The sequence below is a fragment of the Thermithiobacillus plumbiphilus genome, from assembly GCF_038070005.1.
Taxonomy (GTDB): domain Bacteria; phylum Pseudomonadota; class Gammaproteobacteria; order Acidithiobacillales; family Thermithiobacillaceae; genus JBBPCO01.
Genome location: NZ_JBBPCO010000017.1, coordinates 13,015 through 30,111, shown reverse-complemented (window position 1 = coordinate 30,111; position 17,097 = coordinate 13,015). Strand labels below are relative to the sequence as shown.

At 61.3% G+C, this 17,097-nt stretch carries 16 protein-coding genes; 5 read left to right on the top strand and 11 right to left on the bottom strand.

The window, feature by feature from the left end; translation table 11 throughout:
• Positions 1-284 precede the first annotated feature (284 nt).
• The 6 genes from WOB96_RS13970 to gatC all read right to left on the bottom strand — a co-directional run bounded on the left by WOB96_RS13970 (position 285) and on the right by gatC (position 5,809).
• Positions 285-1,142 (bottom strand): acyltransferase, encoded by an 858-nt coding sequence (locus WOB96_RS13970; protein ID WP_341371917.1) that lies wholly within the window; start codon positions 1,140-1,142, stop codon positions 285-287.
• A 267-nt stretch (positions 1,143-1,409) separates the two neighbouring features.
• The gene (locus tag WOB96_RS13965) at positions 1,410-1,892 is read right to left on the bottom strand and encodes a hypothetical protein (protein WP_341371916.1); all 483 of its coding nucleotides are present in this window, start codon (positions 1,890-1,892) and stop codon (positions 1,410-1,412) included.
• Between the two features lie 72 nt (positions 1,893-1,964).
• On the bottom strand, positions 1,965-2,552 hold the full coding sequence (gene mepK / locus WOB96_RS13960; protein ID WP_341371915.1) for a peptidoglycan L,D-endopeptidase MepK: 588 nt from the start codon (positions 2,550-2,552) through the stop codon (positions 1,965-1,967).
• Between the two features lie 18 nt (positions 2,553-2,570).
• Positions 2,571-3,998: an Asp-tRNA(Asn)/Glu-tRNA(Gln) amidotransferase subunit GatB gene (gene gatB, locus WOB96_RS13955; protein WP_341371914.1), complete on the bottom strand. Its 1,428-nt coding sequence runs from the start codon at positions 3,996-3,998 to the stop codon at positions 2,571-2,573.
• Entirely contained in the window at positions 3,998-5,470 is a 1,473-nt protein-coding gene (gene gatA / locus WOB96_RS13950; RefSeq protein WP_341371913.1) for an Asp-tRNA(Asn)/Glu-tRNA(Gln) amidotransferase subunit GatA, read from the bottom strand. Before gatA ends, gatB begins: the two co-directional genes overlap by 1 nt.
• 51 nt (positions 5,471-5,521) lie before the next feature.
• Positions 5,522-5,809 (bottom strand): Asp-tRNA(Asn)/Glu-tRNA(Gln) amidotransferase subunit GatC, encoded by a 288-nt coding sequence (gene gatC / locus WOB96_RS13945; protein ID WP_341371912.1) that lies wholly within the window; start codon positions 5,807-5,809, stop codon positions 5,522-5,524.
• A gap of 195 nt (positions 5,810-6,004) precedes the next feature.
• On the opposite strand from gatC, the gene WOB96_RS13940 reads away from it, so the two are divergent.
• Complete coding sequence (locus WOB96_RS13940) at positions 6,005-8,008, top strand: BCCT family transporter (RefSeq protein ID WP_341371911.1); 2,004 nt, start codon at positions 6,005-6,007, stop codon at positions 8,006-8,008.
• A gap of 32 nt (positions 8,009-8,040) precedes the next feature.
• Here WOB96_RS13940 and WOB96_RS13935 read toward each other — a convergent pair whose 3' ends face one another.
• Positions 8,041-9,291, bottom strand: a complete 1,251-nt coding sequence (locus WOB96_RS13935) for a hypothetical protein (protein WP_341371910.1) — start codon at positions 9,289-9,291, stop codon at positions 8,041-8,043.
• 212 nt (positions 9,292-9,503) lie between these two features.
• Complete coding sequence (locus WOB96_RS13930; RefSeq protein WP_341371909.1) at positions 9,504-9,977, bottom strand: hypothetical protein; 474 nt, start codon at positions 9,975-9,977, stop codon at positions 9,504-9,506.
• Positions 9,978-10,153: 176 nt separating this feature from the next.
• Here WOB96_RS13930 and WOB96_RS13925 point away from each other — a divergent pair, with 176 nt between their 5' ends.
• The 4 genes from WOB96_RS13925 to WOB96_RS13910 all read left to right on the top strand — a co-directional run bounded on the left by WOB96_RS13925 (position 10,154) and on the right by WOB96_RS13910 (position 14,092).
• Positions 10,154-12,154 carry a putative bifunctional diguanylate cyclase/phosphodiesterase gene (locus tag WOB96_RS13925; protein WP_341371908.1) on the top strand — a complete coding sequence of 667 codons (2,001 nt, stop codon included), beginning with the start codon at positions 10,154-10,156 and terminating at the stop codon, positions 12,152-12,154.
• A gap of 82 nt (positions 12,155-12,236) precedes the next feature.
• Complete coding sequence (locus WOB96_RS13920) at positions 12,237-12,416, top strand: hypothetical protein (RefSeq protein WP_341371907.1); 180 nt, start codon at positions 12,237-12,239, stop codon at positions 12,414-12,416.
• 69 nt (positions 12,417-12,485) lie between these two features.
• On the top strand, positions 12,486-13,448 hold the full coding sequence (msrP, locus tag WOB96_RS13915) for a protein-methionine-sulfoxide reductase catalytic subunit MsrP (RefSeq protein WP_341371906.1): 963 nt from the start codon (positions 12,486-12,488) through the stop codon (positions 13,446-13,448).
• A complete protein-coding gene (locus WOB96_RS13910) occupies positions 13,448-14,092 on the top strand; it encodes a protein-methionine-sulfoxide reductase heme-binding subunit MsrQ (protein ID WP_341371905.1) in 645 nt (214 codons plus the stop codon). Before msrP ends, WOB96_RS13910 begins: the two co-directional genes overlap by 1 nt.
• On the opposite strand, the gene WOB96_RS13905 is transcribed toward WOB96_RS13910, so the two are convergent.
• From WOB96_RS13905 to WOB96_RS13895, 3 genes are all read right to left on the bottom strand, one after another.
• Positions 14,058-14,822 (bottom strand): endonuclease/exonuclease/phosphatase family protein, encoded by a 765-nt coding sequence (locus tag WOB96_RS13905; protein ID WP_341371904.1) that lies wholly within the window; start codon positions 14,820-14,822, stop codon positions 14,058-14,060. The two genes, WOB96_RS13910 and WOB96_RS13905, sit on opposite strands and share 35 nt — an antisense overlap.
• Positions 14,823-14,959: 137 nt before the next feature.
• Complete coding sequence (locus WOB96_RS13900; RefSeq protein ID WP_341371903.1) at positions 14,960-16,069, bottom strand: M48 family metallopeptidase; 1,110 nt, start codon at positions 16,067-16,069, stop codon at positions 14,960-14,962.
• A gap of 6 nt (positions 16,070-16,075) precedes the next feature.
• The gene (locus WOB96_RS13895) at positions 16,076-17,065 is read right to left on the bottom strand and encodes a TIGR00266 family protein (RefSeq protein ID WP_341371902.1); all 990 of its coding nucleotides are present in this window, start codon (positions 17,063-17,065) and stop codon (positions 16,076-16,078) included.
• Between the last annotated feature and the right edge of the window lie 32 nt (positions 17,066-17,097).

The following is a 17,097-nucleotide window of genomic DNA, read 5'->3' as shown; positions in this document are numbered from 1 at the left end:
TGCTGCCAGTCACAACAGGGGCTGGCTCCAGACCGAGGGTGAAGCTGAGGCTGGTGGGTCCGGCGGGAGCAGGCTCCGGTGCAGGCTCCGGATCCGTGACAGGTGTAGGGGCTGGCTCGGAAATGGGGGCTGGGGCCGGGGCTGGTTCAGCTACCGGCCCCGGGCTCGCTGGAGCCGGTTCCGAGCTGCTACCGTCACTTTGACATCCAGCCAGCAGCATCAGGCCGAAAACGGCCAGAATGACAGATTTTTGCATGATGACCTCTTGGCTTGGCAGCCGGCATTCACCAAGGATTTTTTCGCAGGAAGGCATTGCCCCGGTGAGTCAGTACCCCAGGATGATTGGCATAATCCTGGAACGGCCCCTTGCGCTCGACGGAAGTAGACACATAGAAATTTCCTGGCTCAAGGGATTTGGAAACCACCGTCCCGGCACCCACGACGACCCGTTCGCCAATGTGCACGCCCTGCACGATCAGGCTGCGCGAGCCAAGATAGATATGGCTTTCCAGCTCGACCGGGGCCTGCATCCGCACCCGGTCCACACTTACCCCGTGCGTCCATACCTGAGAGCCCAGGCCACCGAAGGTGACGTTGTCCCCCAGCCGGATCTCGTCGGAAAGATCGAAGAAATGCCCGTTGGTGATCAGACAACGGCTGCCGGTCCTGAAATTTTCCAGGTGCTTGAAGGGCGTCGAGCCCGGTGCCGTGGCAATGAAACTGTTGCGGCTGCGGATGAGCGATTCCTTGCCCAGGCTGAAGACATTCACATCCTGGATGCGGTTGAACCGATAGATGAAGGACCCTGGCGCCATGATCAGCCGCTTGGCGCGGATCATGTTGAAGCTGCCGATACGCGCGCCCCGCATCTGGCAGGAACCCAGGTGAAGATAGCTGAACATGCCCACCCGACTCTGATAATCGATGTCATAGCCCAGCAAGACACGATAGAGAAAGATTCGGATCAGGTTCAGCGGCACTAGCGCGATGCCAGCAATGAGCATCTTGCGAAGCAGCTGGCGATCTGGCGAATTCCTGCCAGCGCTCGGGCTGTCTGCTGCCGAATCGGCGTCGGTCGAAATGCAATTGGCATCAAGCGCATAGTCGCGCTGATCCAGCTTGTACCCGCGAGCTTTTTGCACGGTTCCTCCCATTTCCCTTTTCCTTTCCGCTCATGCCTGCAGCAATGACCGGAAATTTACAGAAACGTCATTGACGAAAGCTTCTGTGAGAAGCCAGACGAAGCTGGTCACCGGCTTTCATGCCGGGCGCTTGCGCGTCGATTCCGCTGGATGAGCTCGAGCAGGGGGCGTTCCGCTCCCATGCCAGCAGATGTAGCCCATCGCAGATGATGACCAGTAATTTTTTTGGTGATGAGGACAGGCCAGAGCAGGCCAGATGAGAAAAACTCAGATTAACAGACGGGTAACCGCTAGTTGAATGCTTGCCGGATCGGCAGGTGAAAGGTGCGCCATGACGCCGTTTTCCAGCTCCCCAACTTGGCGCAGGGACACCAGGAAGGCAGTGCTTCGAGCAGCGGCCGGCTGGACCAGGACAGGCATGTTGAGGACATCATCATGCTTGAAGACGTCCGGCAGGCTGCAGGAACTATAAAACTTGTCATCACAGCAGTCGGTCTTCTCGCATGCAGTTTCCGCGCGCTGGCAGCGATCATCCGCCTGGACGCCGGACATGGCGCCAGGACCCACCGCTTTGGCCAAAGTCTCAGCCGCTACGGCACAGGGCTGAAAGGTTGCCAAGACGATGGCGACCAGCCAGATCCCCAGCAGCAAGGGGGAGAGCCGCTGCAGTTGCCGGGGAGAAATGACACGTTCGGAGTTCGCCACGCAGCCATCCTCGATTGCTTGTGATGGGTCCATCTTAATAATCATGGGACCGCAGCGAATCCGACTGAGGGCTACCTCCGCCTTTGGTTTCATGAATGCGCAGGATCTGCGCCTGGCTCAGCCCTGCCAGCGCCTCACGCGCCCGACATCCACATGCACGAAATTGGAGCCGGGATAGTAACCCACGCCCCCGGCCTTCAGGCCCAGCGCAGCATCCCGCAGGTGGGACAGCTCCACGCCCGGCAACCGGATATCAATGGCCTTGGCGTCCATGTGCAGGCTGTGCCGGGCCACACCGCCACTCTGGCTGCGCAGCATGGCATTGGTATTGGGCGAACGGTAACCGGAAATGATCTGGAAGGGCTTGCGCGCGCCAAGCTGTCCCTGCAATACATACAGCAGGTCCAGCAGGCCACGATCCATGGCCGCCACCTCATCGGCACGGAAATCGCGCAGGATGTGATCGATTTCCTGCAGGCCATCGGACACGAAATCCCCGGATGCCCAGTACACGGTATTCAGGGATTCGCCGGTGTGGGTATTGTAGAAGGCCAGGCGGCGCTCGGCCGGCGAACGCTCCAGCAGGCTGGCAAAGGCGCTCATGGGCAGCATCATGCCCGCCAGGCTCAGCGCCCCCAGCTTCAGAAAACGGCGCCGCGAGACGCCTGATGACCAGGTGAGGTCAGGGATGGTTTTTTGCTGCATGCATTACCTCCGGAAACGCTAGGCTTCCAGCTTGCGCTTGAGAATGTCGTTGAGCTGGGCCGGGTTGGCCTTGCCCTGGGTGGCCTTCATGGCCTGGCCCACAAAAAAGCCAAACAGCTTGTCCTTGCCAGCGCGATAATCCGCGAGCTGTTTGGGATTGGCCGCCAGGATCTCATCGATGATCTTCTCAATCGCCCCGGTATCGGTGATCTGCCTGAGCCCCTTGGCATCGATGATGCCGTCCGCCGTGCCGCCCTCGGCAAAGAGAATCTCGAAGACCTCCTTGGCAATCTTGCCGGAGATGGTGTCGTCCTCGATACGCGCCAAAAGTCCCGCGAGCTGCTCGCTCGACACCGGGCTCTGCTCGATCTCGAGCCCAGCCTTGTTCAGCGCGCCGAGCAGGTCACCCATGACCCAATTGGCGGCGAGCTTGGGATCGACCCTGGCCGCCACACTTTCATAATAGTCGGCAAGTGCGCGGCTTGCCGTGAGCACGCCCGCGTCATAGACGGACAGACCATATTGTTCGACGAAGCGCTGGCGCTTGGCATCCGGCAATTCGGGGAGTTCGGCGCGCGCCTTGTCGATCTGGGTGTCGGTAAGGATCAGGGGCAGCAGATCAGGGTCCGGGAAATAGCGGTAATCGTTGGCCTCTTCCTTGCTGCGCATGGAGCGGGTTTCGTTCTTGTTGGCGTCGTATAGCCGCGTCTCCTGCACCACCTTGCCGCCGGACTCGATCAGGTCGATCTGGCGCTCGATTTCAAACTCGATGGCCTTTTCCAGAAAGCGGAAGGAATTGAGATTCTTGATCTCGGCGCGGGTGCCGAAGGGCTCGCCGGGACGGCGCACCGACACATTGGCGTCGCAGCGGAAGTTGCCCTCCTGCATGTTGGCGTCTGATATGTCCAGGTATCTCACCAGGGCATGCATCTTCTTGAGGTAAGCGACGGCCTCGGTGCTGGAGCGCAGGTCCGGTTCGGAGACGATCTCCAGCAGCGGCGTGCCGGCGCGATTGAGGTCGATGCCGGACTCGCCGACGAAGCCTTCATGCAGGCTTTTGCCGGCGTCTTCCTCAAGATGCGCGCGGGTGATGCCGATGCGCTTTTGCGAGCCATCGGGCAGGTCGATGAAGACCTCGCCATTGCCAACCACCGGCAGCTCGTACTGGCTGATCTGGTAGCCCTTGGGCAGGTCCGGGTAGAAGTAGTTCTTGCGCGCGAAGATGCTCTCGCGGTTGAGCTGGGCGTGAATACCGAGACCAAACAGGATGGCCTTGTGTACTACCTCGGCGTTCAGGACCGGCAGGCTGCCCGGCATGGCCAGACAGACCGGGCAGGTATGGCTGTTGGGCGCGGCGCCAAATCCCGTCGAGCAGCCACAGAAGATCTTCGTGTTGGTGTTGAGCTGGGTGTGGATTTCCAGCCCGATGACGACTTCCCATTGCATCAGTCGATCCCTCCCGGCCGGCGGCGGTGCCAGTCCGTCGCCTGCTGGTATTGATGCGCAACGTTCAGCAGCCGCGCCTCTTCAAAATAGTTGCCCATGATCTGCAGACCCACCGGCAGGCCGGCCTGGGTGAAGCCGCAGGGCAGGCTCAGGGCCGGGATGCCGGCAAGATTCACGGCGATGGTGTAGATGTCGGCCAGATACATGGCCACCGGGTCATCGGCCTTCTCACCCAGGCCAAAGGCGGCACTCGGGGCCGTGGGCCCCATGATCACGTCCACCTCGGCAAAGGCGTTCTGGAAGTCCTGGCGGATCAGGGCGCGCACCTGCTGGGCCTTGCGGTAATAGGCGTCGTAGTAACCGGCCGAGAGCACATAGGTGCCGACCAGGATGCGGCGCTGCACCTCGGGACCGAAACCCTCGGCACGCGAGCGCTTGTACAGGTCCATGAGATCCTTGGCGTCCGCCGCCCGGTGGCCATAGCGCACGCCGTCGAAGCGGGCCAGATTGCTGGAGGCCTCGGCCGGCGCCAGCACGTAATAGGTGCTCACCGCGTGCGGGTTGTTGGGCAGGTGCACCGGCTTGACCGTGGCGCCCAGCTTCGTGAACTGCTGGATCGCCTCCTGCACCATGGCGCCGACCTCGGCATCGAGACCGGCGCCGAAGAACTCCTCGGGCACACCGATGCGCAGGCCCTGCAGGGGCTGGTTCAGGCTGGCCCTGTAGTCTGGCACTGATCCCGGATGGCTGGTGGAATCGCGCGCATCATGCCCGGCCATGGCGTTCAGCAACAGGGCGCAATCCTCGGCGCTACGCGCCATGGGACCGGCCTGATCAAGGCTGGAAGCAAAGGCGATCATGCCGTAACGCGAGACCCGCCCATAGGTGGGCTTGAGGCCGGTGATGCCGCACATGGCGGCCGGCTGGCGGATCGAGCCGCCGGTGTCGGTGCCGGTGGCCGCCGGGGCCAGGCGCGCGGCCACGGCCGCCGCCGAACCGCCCGAGGAGCCGCCGGGGATGCGCGTGGTATCCCAGGGATTTTTCACCGGGCCAAAGAAACTCGTCTCGTTGGAGGAGCCCATGGCGAACTCGTCCATGTTGAGCTTGCCGAGCATGACCATGCCGGCATCCTTCAGGCGTTGCACCACGGTGGCGTCATAGGGCGCGACGAAATCACTGAGCATCTTCGAGCCGCAGGTGGTCTTCACGCCCTCTGTCACAAAGATGTCCTTGTGCGCCAGCGGCAGGCCGAGCAACGGCCCCTGTCCGCCCTGGGCGCGCCGAGCATCGGCCTGCTCCGCAGCCGTCAGGGCCGCATCGGCGGTGACGCTGACATAGGCATTGATCGTGGGATTCAGGCTTTCGATGCGCGCCAGAAAGGCCTGGGTCAGTTCACGGGCGGAGTACTGCCTTTCGGCCAGACCGGCGGACAGCTCCGCCAGCGTCAGTTCGGTAAGTTCGGTGGCTGACAAGGGAAATCCTTCGTGTGAAAACGCAAGACAGTGTGCGAGGGGAATCCGCCGCTATTCGATGACCTTGGGCACCCGGAACAGGCCGGCGGCCTGGCTCGGCGCATTCTGCATGAGCTTGTCCCGCTCATCAGCATTGCCAACGACGTCAGGCCGCAAGGGCTGACTGAGATCCAGGGGATGGGCCATGGGCGTCACGCCTTCGGTGTGGATGGCCTGCATCTCGGCAATGACATCGAGAATGCGTTCGAGCTGGACCGTGCGCGCCGCGAGGTCCTCGGGCGAAAGGGCCAGTCGGGCCAGGTGGGCAACGTGTTCAACGGTTTTCTGATCCAGGGACATCGGGGCTCCCGCGGAGAAAATTAAGGCCTATCATAGCGACTGAAAGGCTTCAGTTCCAGCCTGCGCCTGGTGATTTTTCAACGCAAATACACCCACGACACCTCGCCAAACCGCGCGCGACCAGGGAGCCCCATGCATTCAAGCTCGCCACGGGTTAAGCTTGCACTCAAGAACTGAGAGCAAAAGGAGAATACATTGAACGAGGCCACCCAAACGACCAACCGACCGGTATTTTTCATCTCCGCAGGCGTCATTCTCCTGTTCGTGCTTTTGAGCGCGCTTTTTACCAAGCAGGTAGGCAGCATGTTCACCATGCTGCAAGGCTGGATCGTCGCCAATTTCGGCTGGTTTTACGTCCTTGCCACAGCAGGCTTTCTATTTTTTGTGTTTTTTCTGTTCTTCAGCTCCTACGGCTTGGTGCGCCTGGGCCAGAATGATGAGGAACCGGAATATAGCTATGCGACCTGGTTCGCCATGCTCTTTTCCGCCGGCATGGGCATCGGCCTGCTGTTCTATGGGGTAGCGGAACCCATCCTGCATTATACCGCCCCACTGGTGAGCCAGCCTGGAACCACCGACGCGGCGCGCGAGGCAATGGAGCTTGCCTTTTTCCACTGGGGTCTGCATGCCTGGGCCATTTACATCGTGGTCGGCCTGTCTCTTGCCTATTTCGCCTACCGGCATGACCTGCCGCTAACGATTCGCTCCACACTCTACCCCCTGCTCGGCAGACGCATTTACGGCCCCGCCGGAGATGCCGTGGAAATCCTGGCGGTATTTGGCACGCTGTTTGGCGTCGCCACCTCGCTTGGCTTGGGCGTCATGCAGATCAACGCGGGGCTGAACTATCTGGGCCTGCTCCCGGAGTCCACCGCGAACCAGATCTGGCTCATCGCCGGCATTACCATTCTGGCTACCGTATCGGTGGTTACCGGCCTCGACCGGGGAATGCGCCGGCTGAGCGAGATCAATCTGGGCTTGGCGTTAGCATTGCTGCTCTTCGTCTTTTTCGCAGGTCCGACCATCTTTTTGCTCAGCAGCTTCGTCCAGAGCCTTGGCCATTACGCGCAAACGCTGCTGGGCATGAGCTTTCGCACAACCCCGTTTCAGGGAATTGAATGGCAGGCGAGCTGGACCATGTTCTACTGGGGCTGGTGGATATCCTGGTCGCCTTTCGTAGGTATGTTCATCGCCCGGATTTCGCGTGGCCGCACCATACGGGAATTCATTGGCGGAGCCCTGTTCGCGCCAACCCTGCTGACTTTCTTCTGGTTTATCGTCTTCGGCAACACCGCCCTCCACATGGAGATCTTCGGCCCCGGCGGCATTAGCGCGGCAGTCGCCGACAGCGTGCCAACCGCCATCTTCGCCATGCTGGACAGGCTACCCTGGCCACTGATCAGCTCGACGCTGGCCACACTGGTAGTCGCCACCTTCTTCATCACTTCGTCGGATTCGGCATCACTGGTCATCGATATCATGACTACCAACGGCAATCCGAATCCACCTGTGATCACCCGAGTTTTCTGGGCCACCACCGAAGGCGTGGTCGCTGCGGTACTGCTACTGGCCGGGGGCCTGCAGGCCTTGCAAACCGCCGCCGTTACCACGGCCCTGCCTTTCAGCTTCGTCATGATCCTGATGTGCTGGAGTCTCATGCGCGGCTTGAGTATCGAGAATAAAAGAGGCGCCTTTCGGGCTGCGGCAACCAGCCCCGCCACGCTGGCGCCTGCCGAGGAGCCCGAGACCGAAGATACTGCACAGATAGGCGACTGGCGCACCCAACTGCAGACGCTGATCGGACGCCAGCGTCCCTCCAGGGGACATACCGACACGGAGACCTGCCGTCCCCGGATCCGTCGATTCATGGATGAGGAAGTTGACCCAGCATTCAAGCGGCTTGCCGCCGAGTTGCAGCGCAATGGGCGGGGGGTCCAGGTCGACCGCCACCCCTTCCAGGCCACATTGGTCGTCTTGCGAGAAGGCAATGAGGAATTCACCTACACCCTGCGTGGCCGGACCTACCGGCGCATGCCTTTCGCTTTTCCCGAACTGCGTGGATCGGCCGGTGAACCGACCTGCATGGCGGAAATCCTGCTGCGTGGTGGCACCGTAAGCGAAACGCCCCTGGAGGGCTTCACACGGGACCAGATCATCCAGAATTTCCTGGCTGAATACGCAAAATGGATGGGCTGGTAGGTCCGGCGGCTATTCAGACCGCCGGAGTTGCACTAGAAATAGTAGCCCACATTGACGTTGAAGCGGGTGTGCCAGTCATTGTCCGGGCCGCCCGCTGCCAGCCCCTCGGAAAAGCTCGGCGTCATATAGGGGTGCTGCTTGCCGAAAGCCAGATCAACATAAATGAGCAGCGGTCCCAGACCAAAGGAAGCGCCGCTCACGTTCTGCTGCGTGTCCAGGAACCCGTCGGCATCCTTCATCAGGATGCTGTAATCGTTATAGAACGTCACGTCCTTGAGATACCAGCGATTCACCGGCAAGGTATAGCTGAGACCGGCGGCCAGGATGCTGCCCTTGGCAGCGACCTCGTAAGGGAAATCGTAGGCGCCCATGACCACGACGTCATCGCTTTGCCCCACCGGGTTCTTCAGGTTGTACTGATAGCGGATTGCCTCCAGCTTGGTACCCCAGCGTCCGTATTCGCCCTTGGCATGCACAGCCGCAGCCCAGCGACTACCCGTCCGATGCGTGAGATCATTCGGTACCTGACCCAGCATCAGCGACATACCCAATTCCGTGGATGAGTCGGGACCATGCTCGGCGGTATAACTCAGACGCCCGTTGATGGTGTTCCGCTCCTTGTTTTGCGCGTCGCCTTCCTGCACCACGTTATACGTGTAACGGGCGCTATCCTCGCTCTCGCCCACACCATTCGGGGCAGGACGGGCATAATAAGCGACCTGCCCGCTCCAGGATCCCCATTTGTTGCCGTACTTGACGCCCAGATTGTAAGCGTCCTCCAGACCGACATAATAGGGCAACTGAAAAAACCAGGAATTCGAAGCATAGGGCAGAATGCCAAAGGGCACCTGCTGGATACCCGCCTGCACCTCGCCTTCATCCGCGAACTTGTAGCCCATCCATGCATGATGAACAAAGTGGGTCTGCTGTCCGCCCCTGTAGGGATAATAGCGATACTCCGCCGAACCGATCACCGGCCCGTCTGAGTAATCGAGGTTGAGCCGGATGGTGTCCACATCCACCTCGGGCGTTTTATACGGAGAAACCCAATCCCTGCGAATGATATTGGCACGAAAGGCGCCGCCCAGCTTGAATCCCTGCTCATTCTCGGTCGGGATTGCCTCGGCATCCGCTTCGGAACTGGTTTTGCCCGCGTCCGGTGGCGCCGTTTCCACCTCGGCCTGGACCTGGTCCTGAGACATGTCCAGAGCAGCCAGCGCAGGCACGACACCCTGACTGCTTGCATTGACCGGACTCGCATCAACCAAGCCAGCCAGACCCATCCCCCCAAGAAGCAGCGGAAAAAAACCTCTTGCCCTAAAACCTCTTGCCCTATTCAAAGTCGAATATTGCATTCCGCAGATCACCTCCTGTTTGGCAGTACTTGTCAAATCGATGAGGCTACGCCAGTGGCCGGACGAGAAGCAATGCCGACATAACAGTGATGTGGGGGCGGCAAAGCGCAGGCGGCCGGCCCACCAACACCCCGACAGCCTCAGCCAGCGCGCTGCTTGCGTAACAGCGCGCCGATCGTAAGCCCCAGCGCCAGGGCACCATAAAGTACCGCCATCGACTTGCCCGACAGACGCTTGTCATAGCCCGGCGTCAGCCGCTCGGGCACGAGGTGGTAGTCCACCACGTAAGCCATGCCACCCACCAAGCCACCGCCCAGCAGCGCCAGAGGCAGATCCCGCCTGTCGGCGGCCTCGCCGAAGAACTTTTCATAGATCGTGGCCCAGAACACTGCGGCCCCACTGTTGATGGCCAGACCATTGAAGGTGTATTTCATCGAGGCCTGATCCATTTCCGCTGCCCGGTCACCCCAGAGCACATGACTGACGGCGTTGATCGGCGCCAGCGCATGGCCGGTTTCCGCCCGACCAAGGACTGCGGTCGTAGCGTTGACCGCCATGGCCGCGAAGCCACCGGAGATGGCGGCATCCTTCATTGCAACTTGCCAGCTCTTCATCTGTCACCTCCTGAAAACATTATGATTTTGGCATTCTGCACCGTGTCCGCCCTTTGCGGCATAGGTCGAAGTTCGGTCGGGAAAGTTCCACCTGGCGGTTTTCATGTTGCGAAATGCCCAAAGCCCGCTATTTTCATAACTGAGGACAAAAACATGATCCGGGGACAGGAGCAGTGATGCAACAACAACGCGGGCTGAAAAGAGCGGGACGGCTTTCCTACATCGAGCCCACGGTCCGGACCCTGATCGGCGGCTTCATCACCTTTTGCGGTCTGCTCATATTTCTGGCACCACAATACACCTGGCTGGCACTGCTGTTGCTGGCCTTCTCCGGCATCAATCTGCTGCTGGCGGGCTTCACCGGCTTCTGCATCCTCGAAAAAAGTTTGAAACTCCTGAACTTTCGCTGCGAACTCGATGAAATCACCGAACTGAGCAAGGCGCGGGCGGCAGCGGAAGCCCGCGCAGATTATCTCAACACCCTCAGCCTCTTTGACGAGGTCGTGATAGAGCTGTCCTTTGAAGGGCGCATCATGCAGGTGTCCGACCGCTGGCAGGAGCTGATCGGGCTCGACATGGACCCAAAGAACACCGGGCAGACCCTGGCTCGGTATCTGCACCATGAGGATCGCCGGAGGCTGGAGGAAGCCCTGGCGGATCTCGAACGCAGTGACAGTGGTACGGTCAGCCTGCGCTTTCGTCTGGCGGGACAAAAAAAACAGGAACACTGGATCGAGGGCCGCTTCATCCGCCATCTGCGAGATGGCGGGAACACCGGCATTCGCGGCGTTCTGCGGGACGTGACCGATGCCTACCTGCAGGAAAAGCGCATCACCCAGCTGGCCCTGCATGATGCCCTGACCGGGCTGCCCAACCGGGCCCTGCTGGAGGACCGTCTGGAGCGTGCCATCATCCAGGCCACGCGGCGCGAGCAGAAAGTGGCCGTGATGTTCATCGACCTGGACAACTTCAAGCAGGTCAATGACCTGCATGGACACCGGGCGGGCGACCAGCTGCTGCTGGCCGTAACCCGGGCCCTGCAGGGCAACCTGCGAGAATGTGACACACTGGCCCGCTGGGGGGGTGACGAGTTCATCGTTCTGAGCCCGGAGCTCGGCAGCGCCGAGGGTATTCGCGCCATCGGCGAGCGTCTGCTGCAGAGCGTTTACCAGAAGCTGCTGATCGACCACATGGATGTCAGCATCTCGCTGAGCATCGGTGTGGCCGTGTTCCCGGATGACGCGGACAATGGCGAAACCCTGCTGGTCCAGGCGGACAAGGCGCTATATCATGCCAAATCGCAGGGCCGCAACAACGTCCAGCTATTCAGCACCCTGGTGCAAAGTGGTGTCGCCAATCCCGATTTCGAACTGGGCGCGCGTCTGGCTGCGGCCCTGCGCCAGCAGCACATCGAAGTCTATTACCAGCCGCTGGTGGACGCCGGAACCGGACAGGTCACCGGGGTCGAGGCACTCGCACGCTGGCATGACGCAAAACTGGGCTGGGTCAGTCCCGCCACCTTCATTCCCATGGCGGAATCCATGGGATTGATCCAGCACCTGGGGCGGCTGGTGCTTGAACAAGCCCTGCAACAGTACAGCCACTGGCTGGCGCAAGGACTGGATCTGCGCTTGGCGGTCAACGTATCCAGACGTCAGCTTTTCTCGCAGGATTTTGGCAAATACCTACAGGAACTGGTCAAACAGCATGCCATCCGCCCGGAACAGCTGATTCTCGAGATTACCGAAAGCGTGGCCACCCAGGACATCAATCAATCAACCGGCTCCTTGCGGGAACTGGCCCAGGCCGGTTTCCGCCTGTCCCTGGATGACTTCGGCACGGGTTATTCCTCGCTGTCGCAGTTGCATGACATGCCGGTCGACGAGTTGAAGATCGACATTTCCTTTGTCCACCGGATCAAGCACCGGAAAGGGCGCAGTATGGTCCGCACCATCGTGGAAATGGGTCATGCCATGGGCCTGACCCTGGTCGCAGAGGGCGTGGAAGACGCCGAAAGTGCGCGGATACTGGCTGAGCTGGGTGTTGAAACCCTGCAGGGATTTCATTTCTGCCACCCCCTGCCGGCCCCGGACTGCCATGCCTTTCTCCTCCGCAAGAACCAGTCCCTGATCGATGGTGCCATCCCGGCACGATCACGCGGCAGCGCCTCGGCCTGAGGATAGATCCTGTTTCAGATATCACCTGGGCCTGTGGCCGACTGGAAAGTGCCCGCCAGTAAACCGACAAAGAGAGCTACCCATGCGCAGCATCACACTTTCCATCCTGGTCCTCTTTGCCCTGCAAGCCGCGGGCTGTGCCGTACCGCCCGGCCAGATCAAAAAACAGAGCGCGCCGGGTCAGGTCATGAAGAGAACCGGCGTGAACCCCGCTTCCGGGGTGCACCCCGCTGGCCACGCAGGCGGACACGAAAAACACTGAGTTTTTTGAAAGCAACTTCCCGGCCTGAACTCGATCTATATTTAAAATGGATCACATTCGGGAGAGCAGATGCTCATCAAGAAGCCCAGCGACATCAAGCCAAGCGAGATCACCGATGAGACGCTCTACTACAGTAGGCGTCAGTTTCTGGCCAGGGCCGGTCTGCTCGGCGCGGGATTGGGTGCCGGGGCGCTCCTGCCCGGTCTGCTCTCGCCAGAAGTAGCGGCGGCGACCACGCGACTGGGTAACATCCGCAAGAGCGCCTACAGCACCACTGAAAAGCTCACGCCTTTCAAGGATGTCACGACCTACAACAACTTCTACGAATTTGGCTCCAGCAAGGAAGGGCCCAGCAAGTTGGCGCCACGCTATCTGAAGCCTCGACCCTGGACGGTCAGCGTGGAAGGCGAGGTCAGGCGGCCGCGCGTCTATGACATCGACCAGATCATGAAACTCGCGCCGCTGGAAGAGCGCATCTACCGGATGCGCTGCGTGGAAGGCTGGTCCATGGTGATTCCCTGGGCGGGCTTGCCGCTCAATGCCCTGATCCGCCAGGCCGAACCGCTGGGTAGCGCGCGCTATGTCGCCTTCATCACGCTGCAGGATCCGGCACAGATGCCGGGCCAGCAACGCGAGCTCCTGCCCTGGCCCTATTTCGAGGCCCTGCGGCTGGATGAGGCCATGCATCCCCTGACCCTGCTCGCCGTCGGGCTCTACGGCCAGATCCTGCCCAACCAGAATGGCGCGCCCCTGCGGCTGGTCGTACCCTGGAAATATGGTTTCAAGGGCGCCAAGAGCATCGTGCGCATCCGCTTTCTGAGCCGCCAGCCAGCCACCACCTGGATGCGCGCCGCGCCAGAGGAATATGGCTTTTACGCCAACGTCAACCCCGAAGTCTCGCACAAGCGCTGGAGCCAGAAGCGCGAGCGACGCATTGGCGAATTCCGCAAGCGCCCCACCCTGATGTACAACGGCTACGGAGAGCAGGTCGCTCATCTCTACCGCGGCATGGATCTGAACAAGTATTTCTGATGAACCTGCGGGCAGTCCATTACTACAAACCGCCGATCTTCATCGCCAGCCTGCTGCCCCTGGCGCTGCTGGTGCAAGGCTATGTGCAGGATAGCCTGGGCGCCAATCCCATTGAAGCCATCACCCGGGAAACCGGCGACTGGACGCTCAATTTTCTTTTGCTGAGCCTGGCCATCACGCCCCTGCGCCAGATCACGCACTGGCAGTGGCCCATGCGGCTGCGCCGAATGCTCGGGCTGTTTGCCTTCTTTTACGCCTGCCTGCATTTCGCGATCTATATCTGGCTGGATCAGTTCTTTGACTGGAAGGGCATGGTCTATGACATCCTTGACCGGCCCTTCATCACCATGGGCTTTCTGGCTTTCGTGCTGCTCATCCCCCTGGCCCTGACCTCCACGCGCGGCATGATGCAGCGCCTCGGCGGCCAGCGCTGGCAGCGCTTGCACAAGCTGATTTACGTCAGCGCCATTGCCGGCGTGCTGCACTATGTCTGGCTGGTCAAGGCGGATCTGCAGGAGCCACTGACCTATGCGGCCATCCTGGCTGTCCTGCTGGGCTTTCGTGCCGTGATGCAATACCGGAAACGACAATTGTCGGGGCAGCCACCTGCTAATCGCGCCAGCGCACGGCCGCCTGCAGGGTGAGGTGATCGGAAAGGGGCTCGGGAACCGTGGCAAGATTCTGGAATGCGAGGGTGTCACTGATCAGGATGTGATCGAGATCGAGCACTGGCCGCCAGCTTGGGAAAGTCGGCAGCGCGCGCGGGGGGGCATGGAGCGGGGTGTTCTTCAAGAGCCAGCAAACTTCCGGAGAGCGGACACTGCAGTTGAGATCGCCCATGAGCACCACGTTCGGGGCGCTGCGGACCAGTTCCGCCAGATAGCGCATCTGCGCCATCCGCCCGGCGCGTCCCAGACCCAGGTGGGCGATCAACACCATCAGGGGACGGCCCGCATATTCGCAATGCACCTCCAGCACACCGCGACCATCCATCAGGCTGGGCAGACGGTGCCGCTCCACCCGCGCCGGGGCGCTGCGGCAAAGCACACTGTTGGTATGCTGCGCCACATGCCCGAGATCGCGGGTGATCATCTGCTCCCAATAGGGATAGCCCGCTTTTTGGGCGAGGAAGCCGGCCTGGTTGAGATAACGCGTGCGAAATGAACCGGCATCCGCTTCATTCAGCCCCACGACATCCTGACCACTGATGATTTCGGCAATGCGCTGCAGATTGCTCAGGCTCTGGCCATGCGGCATGACATAGCGCCAGCCATGGGACAGCATGTGATGGAACCGGCTCGAGCCAATCCCGACCTGGATGTTGTAGGTCAGCAGCTTGAGTGCGTTGTTCCCGGATTCAGCGGCTTTGGCCATTCAGATTCCTGCTCTCGGTTGACCCGGGTGCGTCATTGGCGGACCGATGTAATGCCCTATAGCAATCCCAACAGGGGCTGGCAGGCAGTCCCACCGATTGTCCGACAAAATGCCGGCGCCCTCCAGCGCCTAAGGTTTTATCCACGGGGCCGATCAAGGCTGCACAATTCTCGCAGAGTGGTCCAGGGCGGCGAGTTCTGGAGCGGCGTGAAGCCTTTGGCTGAAGCATCCAGGCTGGCTTCCAGGCTACGAATACGCTCACGGGTTTCGGGGTGCGAGGACAAGAAACCCGGCGCGCGCCCTTCCCTCTCACTCTCGCTTTTTTCAAGCACGCCAAAGAAGTCCGGCATGCCCCGGGGATCGATGCCTGCGGCCTGCAACATGCGTAACCCGCCCAGATCCGCCGCAGTTTCACTCTGGCGGCTATACCGCAGATCACCCAGCCGAGTGGCGATCTCCAGCGCCTGCTGCTGGGCGCCGCCCAGATCCCCCAGTACCGTACTCAGTAGCACGGTACCCGAGAGCTGTCGAAGGATGGCCTTGGTGCTGTGCTGCTGCAGGACGTGCTGCATCTCATGGGCCAGCACCCCGGCAAGCTCCTCGGGACGTCGGGTCTTTTCCAGCAGGCCGCTGTAGACCACCATATATCCGCCCGGCGCGGCCAGGGCATTGACCTGCGGGTCGCGCAGGACCAGCACCCGGAAGGTATAGGGGTTATTCGGCACGGTGCTGGCCAGGCGCTGCACGATCCCACTGACTGCCCGGTTCACTTGGGGATCCTGGCAAACCGGCGCCTTCGCGGCCAGGCTTGCGACCACCTGCTGGCCCAGCCGGGCCTCCCAAACTGACGGCACCCGCTTTGCCAGCGCATCGCTCAGGGCGGGCAAGGCCCAGAAATAGGCCGCCAGGAGCAGCAGGACGAATCCGCCCAGGATCAGGGCCAGTGACAGTACCAGCAGGCGCATGCCGCGGCCTGGGGGGTGCAGATGCCTGAGCCCTTGGCGGCTTTGTCGATGGATGGCCTTGAGCAGCAAGGGATCGGCCACCTGCAGCTGACCGCCCCCCCGCGTAAATCGCAGTGGCTCGCCAGCATGGCGACCACCTGCCTGCAGCAGCTCAGTGTATGGCCAGAGCTCGGTACTACCCTGGCCATCTGTCAGTTCCAGGCCGCTGTCTGCCGGACGCACTGTCACCTGCTCGGGCGCGGCGTCCTCGCGTATCAGCCAGCCCTGCCAGACTCCGCTCATGCGGCGTCAATCACCATCGAGGATATTCCCCAGCCTGCCCAGGACAGAGCCCTCACCGACGCTGCCACCGTTCTGGGGCGCCGCCATCAGCATGCGCCCGGCCAGGCGCGAGAAGGGCAGCGACTGCAGCCAGACGGTGCCCGGACCGCGCAGCGTGGCGAAGAAGAGCCCCTCCCCGCCAAAGAACATGGTCTTGATGCCACCCGCCTGGACGATGTCGAAATCCACGCTGTCCTGCAGGGCCACCACACAGCCGGTATCGACGTGCAACACCTCCCCCGGCGCCAGTTCGCGCTTGAGAATGGTGCCGCCGGCATGCACGAAGACCATGCCGTCGCCTTCGAGCTTCTGCATCACGAAGCCTTCGCCGCCGAAAAGCCCGGTCATGATGCGGCGCTGGAAGTATATGCCTAGCGAGACCCCGCGCGCGGCGCAGAGAAAGCTGTCTTTCTGACAGATGAGGCGGCCACCGTTTTCCTGCAGATCCACGGGAATGATCTTGCCGGGATAGGGCGCGGCGAAGGCGACGTGGGCCTTGCCGTGCCCGTTGTGGGTGAATACCGTGGTAAACAGGCTCTCGCCGGTGATCAGGCGCTTGCCCGCGCCCAGGAGCTTGCCCATGAAGCCGCTGGATTGCTGCTGGGAGGCGTCGCCAAACACCGTCTGCATGTCGATGCTGGCGTCCTTGTACATCATCGAACCCGCCTCGGCCACAGCGCTCTCGCCCGGATCGAGCTCGATCTCGACGTACTGCATCTCCTCGCCGAAGAGGGTGTAGTCGATCTCGTGCGCGCTGCGTTGGCTGACTGGGGGTGGCGCACTCCGCCAGGGGTCGGCGGATGCCTGCAGTTCCGTGACCTGCGCCAGGGGCAGCCAGTGCGAGAAGCCTTCGCGCCAGACCATGGCATCCGGGTGCAGCTTTGCCTCGCGCAGGGCTTCCTCATGCGTCAGCGGCCCTGTCTGACGGTTTTCATAGTTGAAATACCACTGAGTCACGACGGCCTCCGATAAACACCCGAAAACTGCAT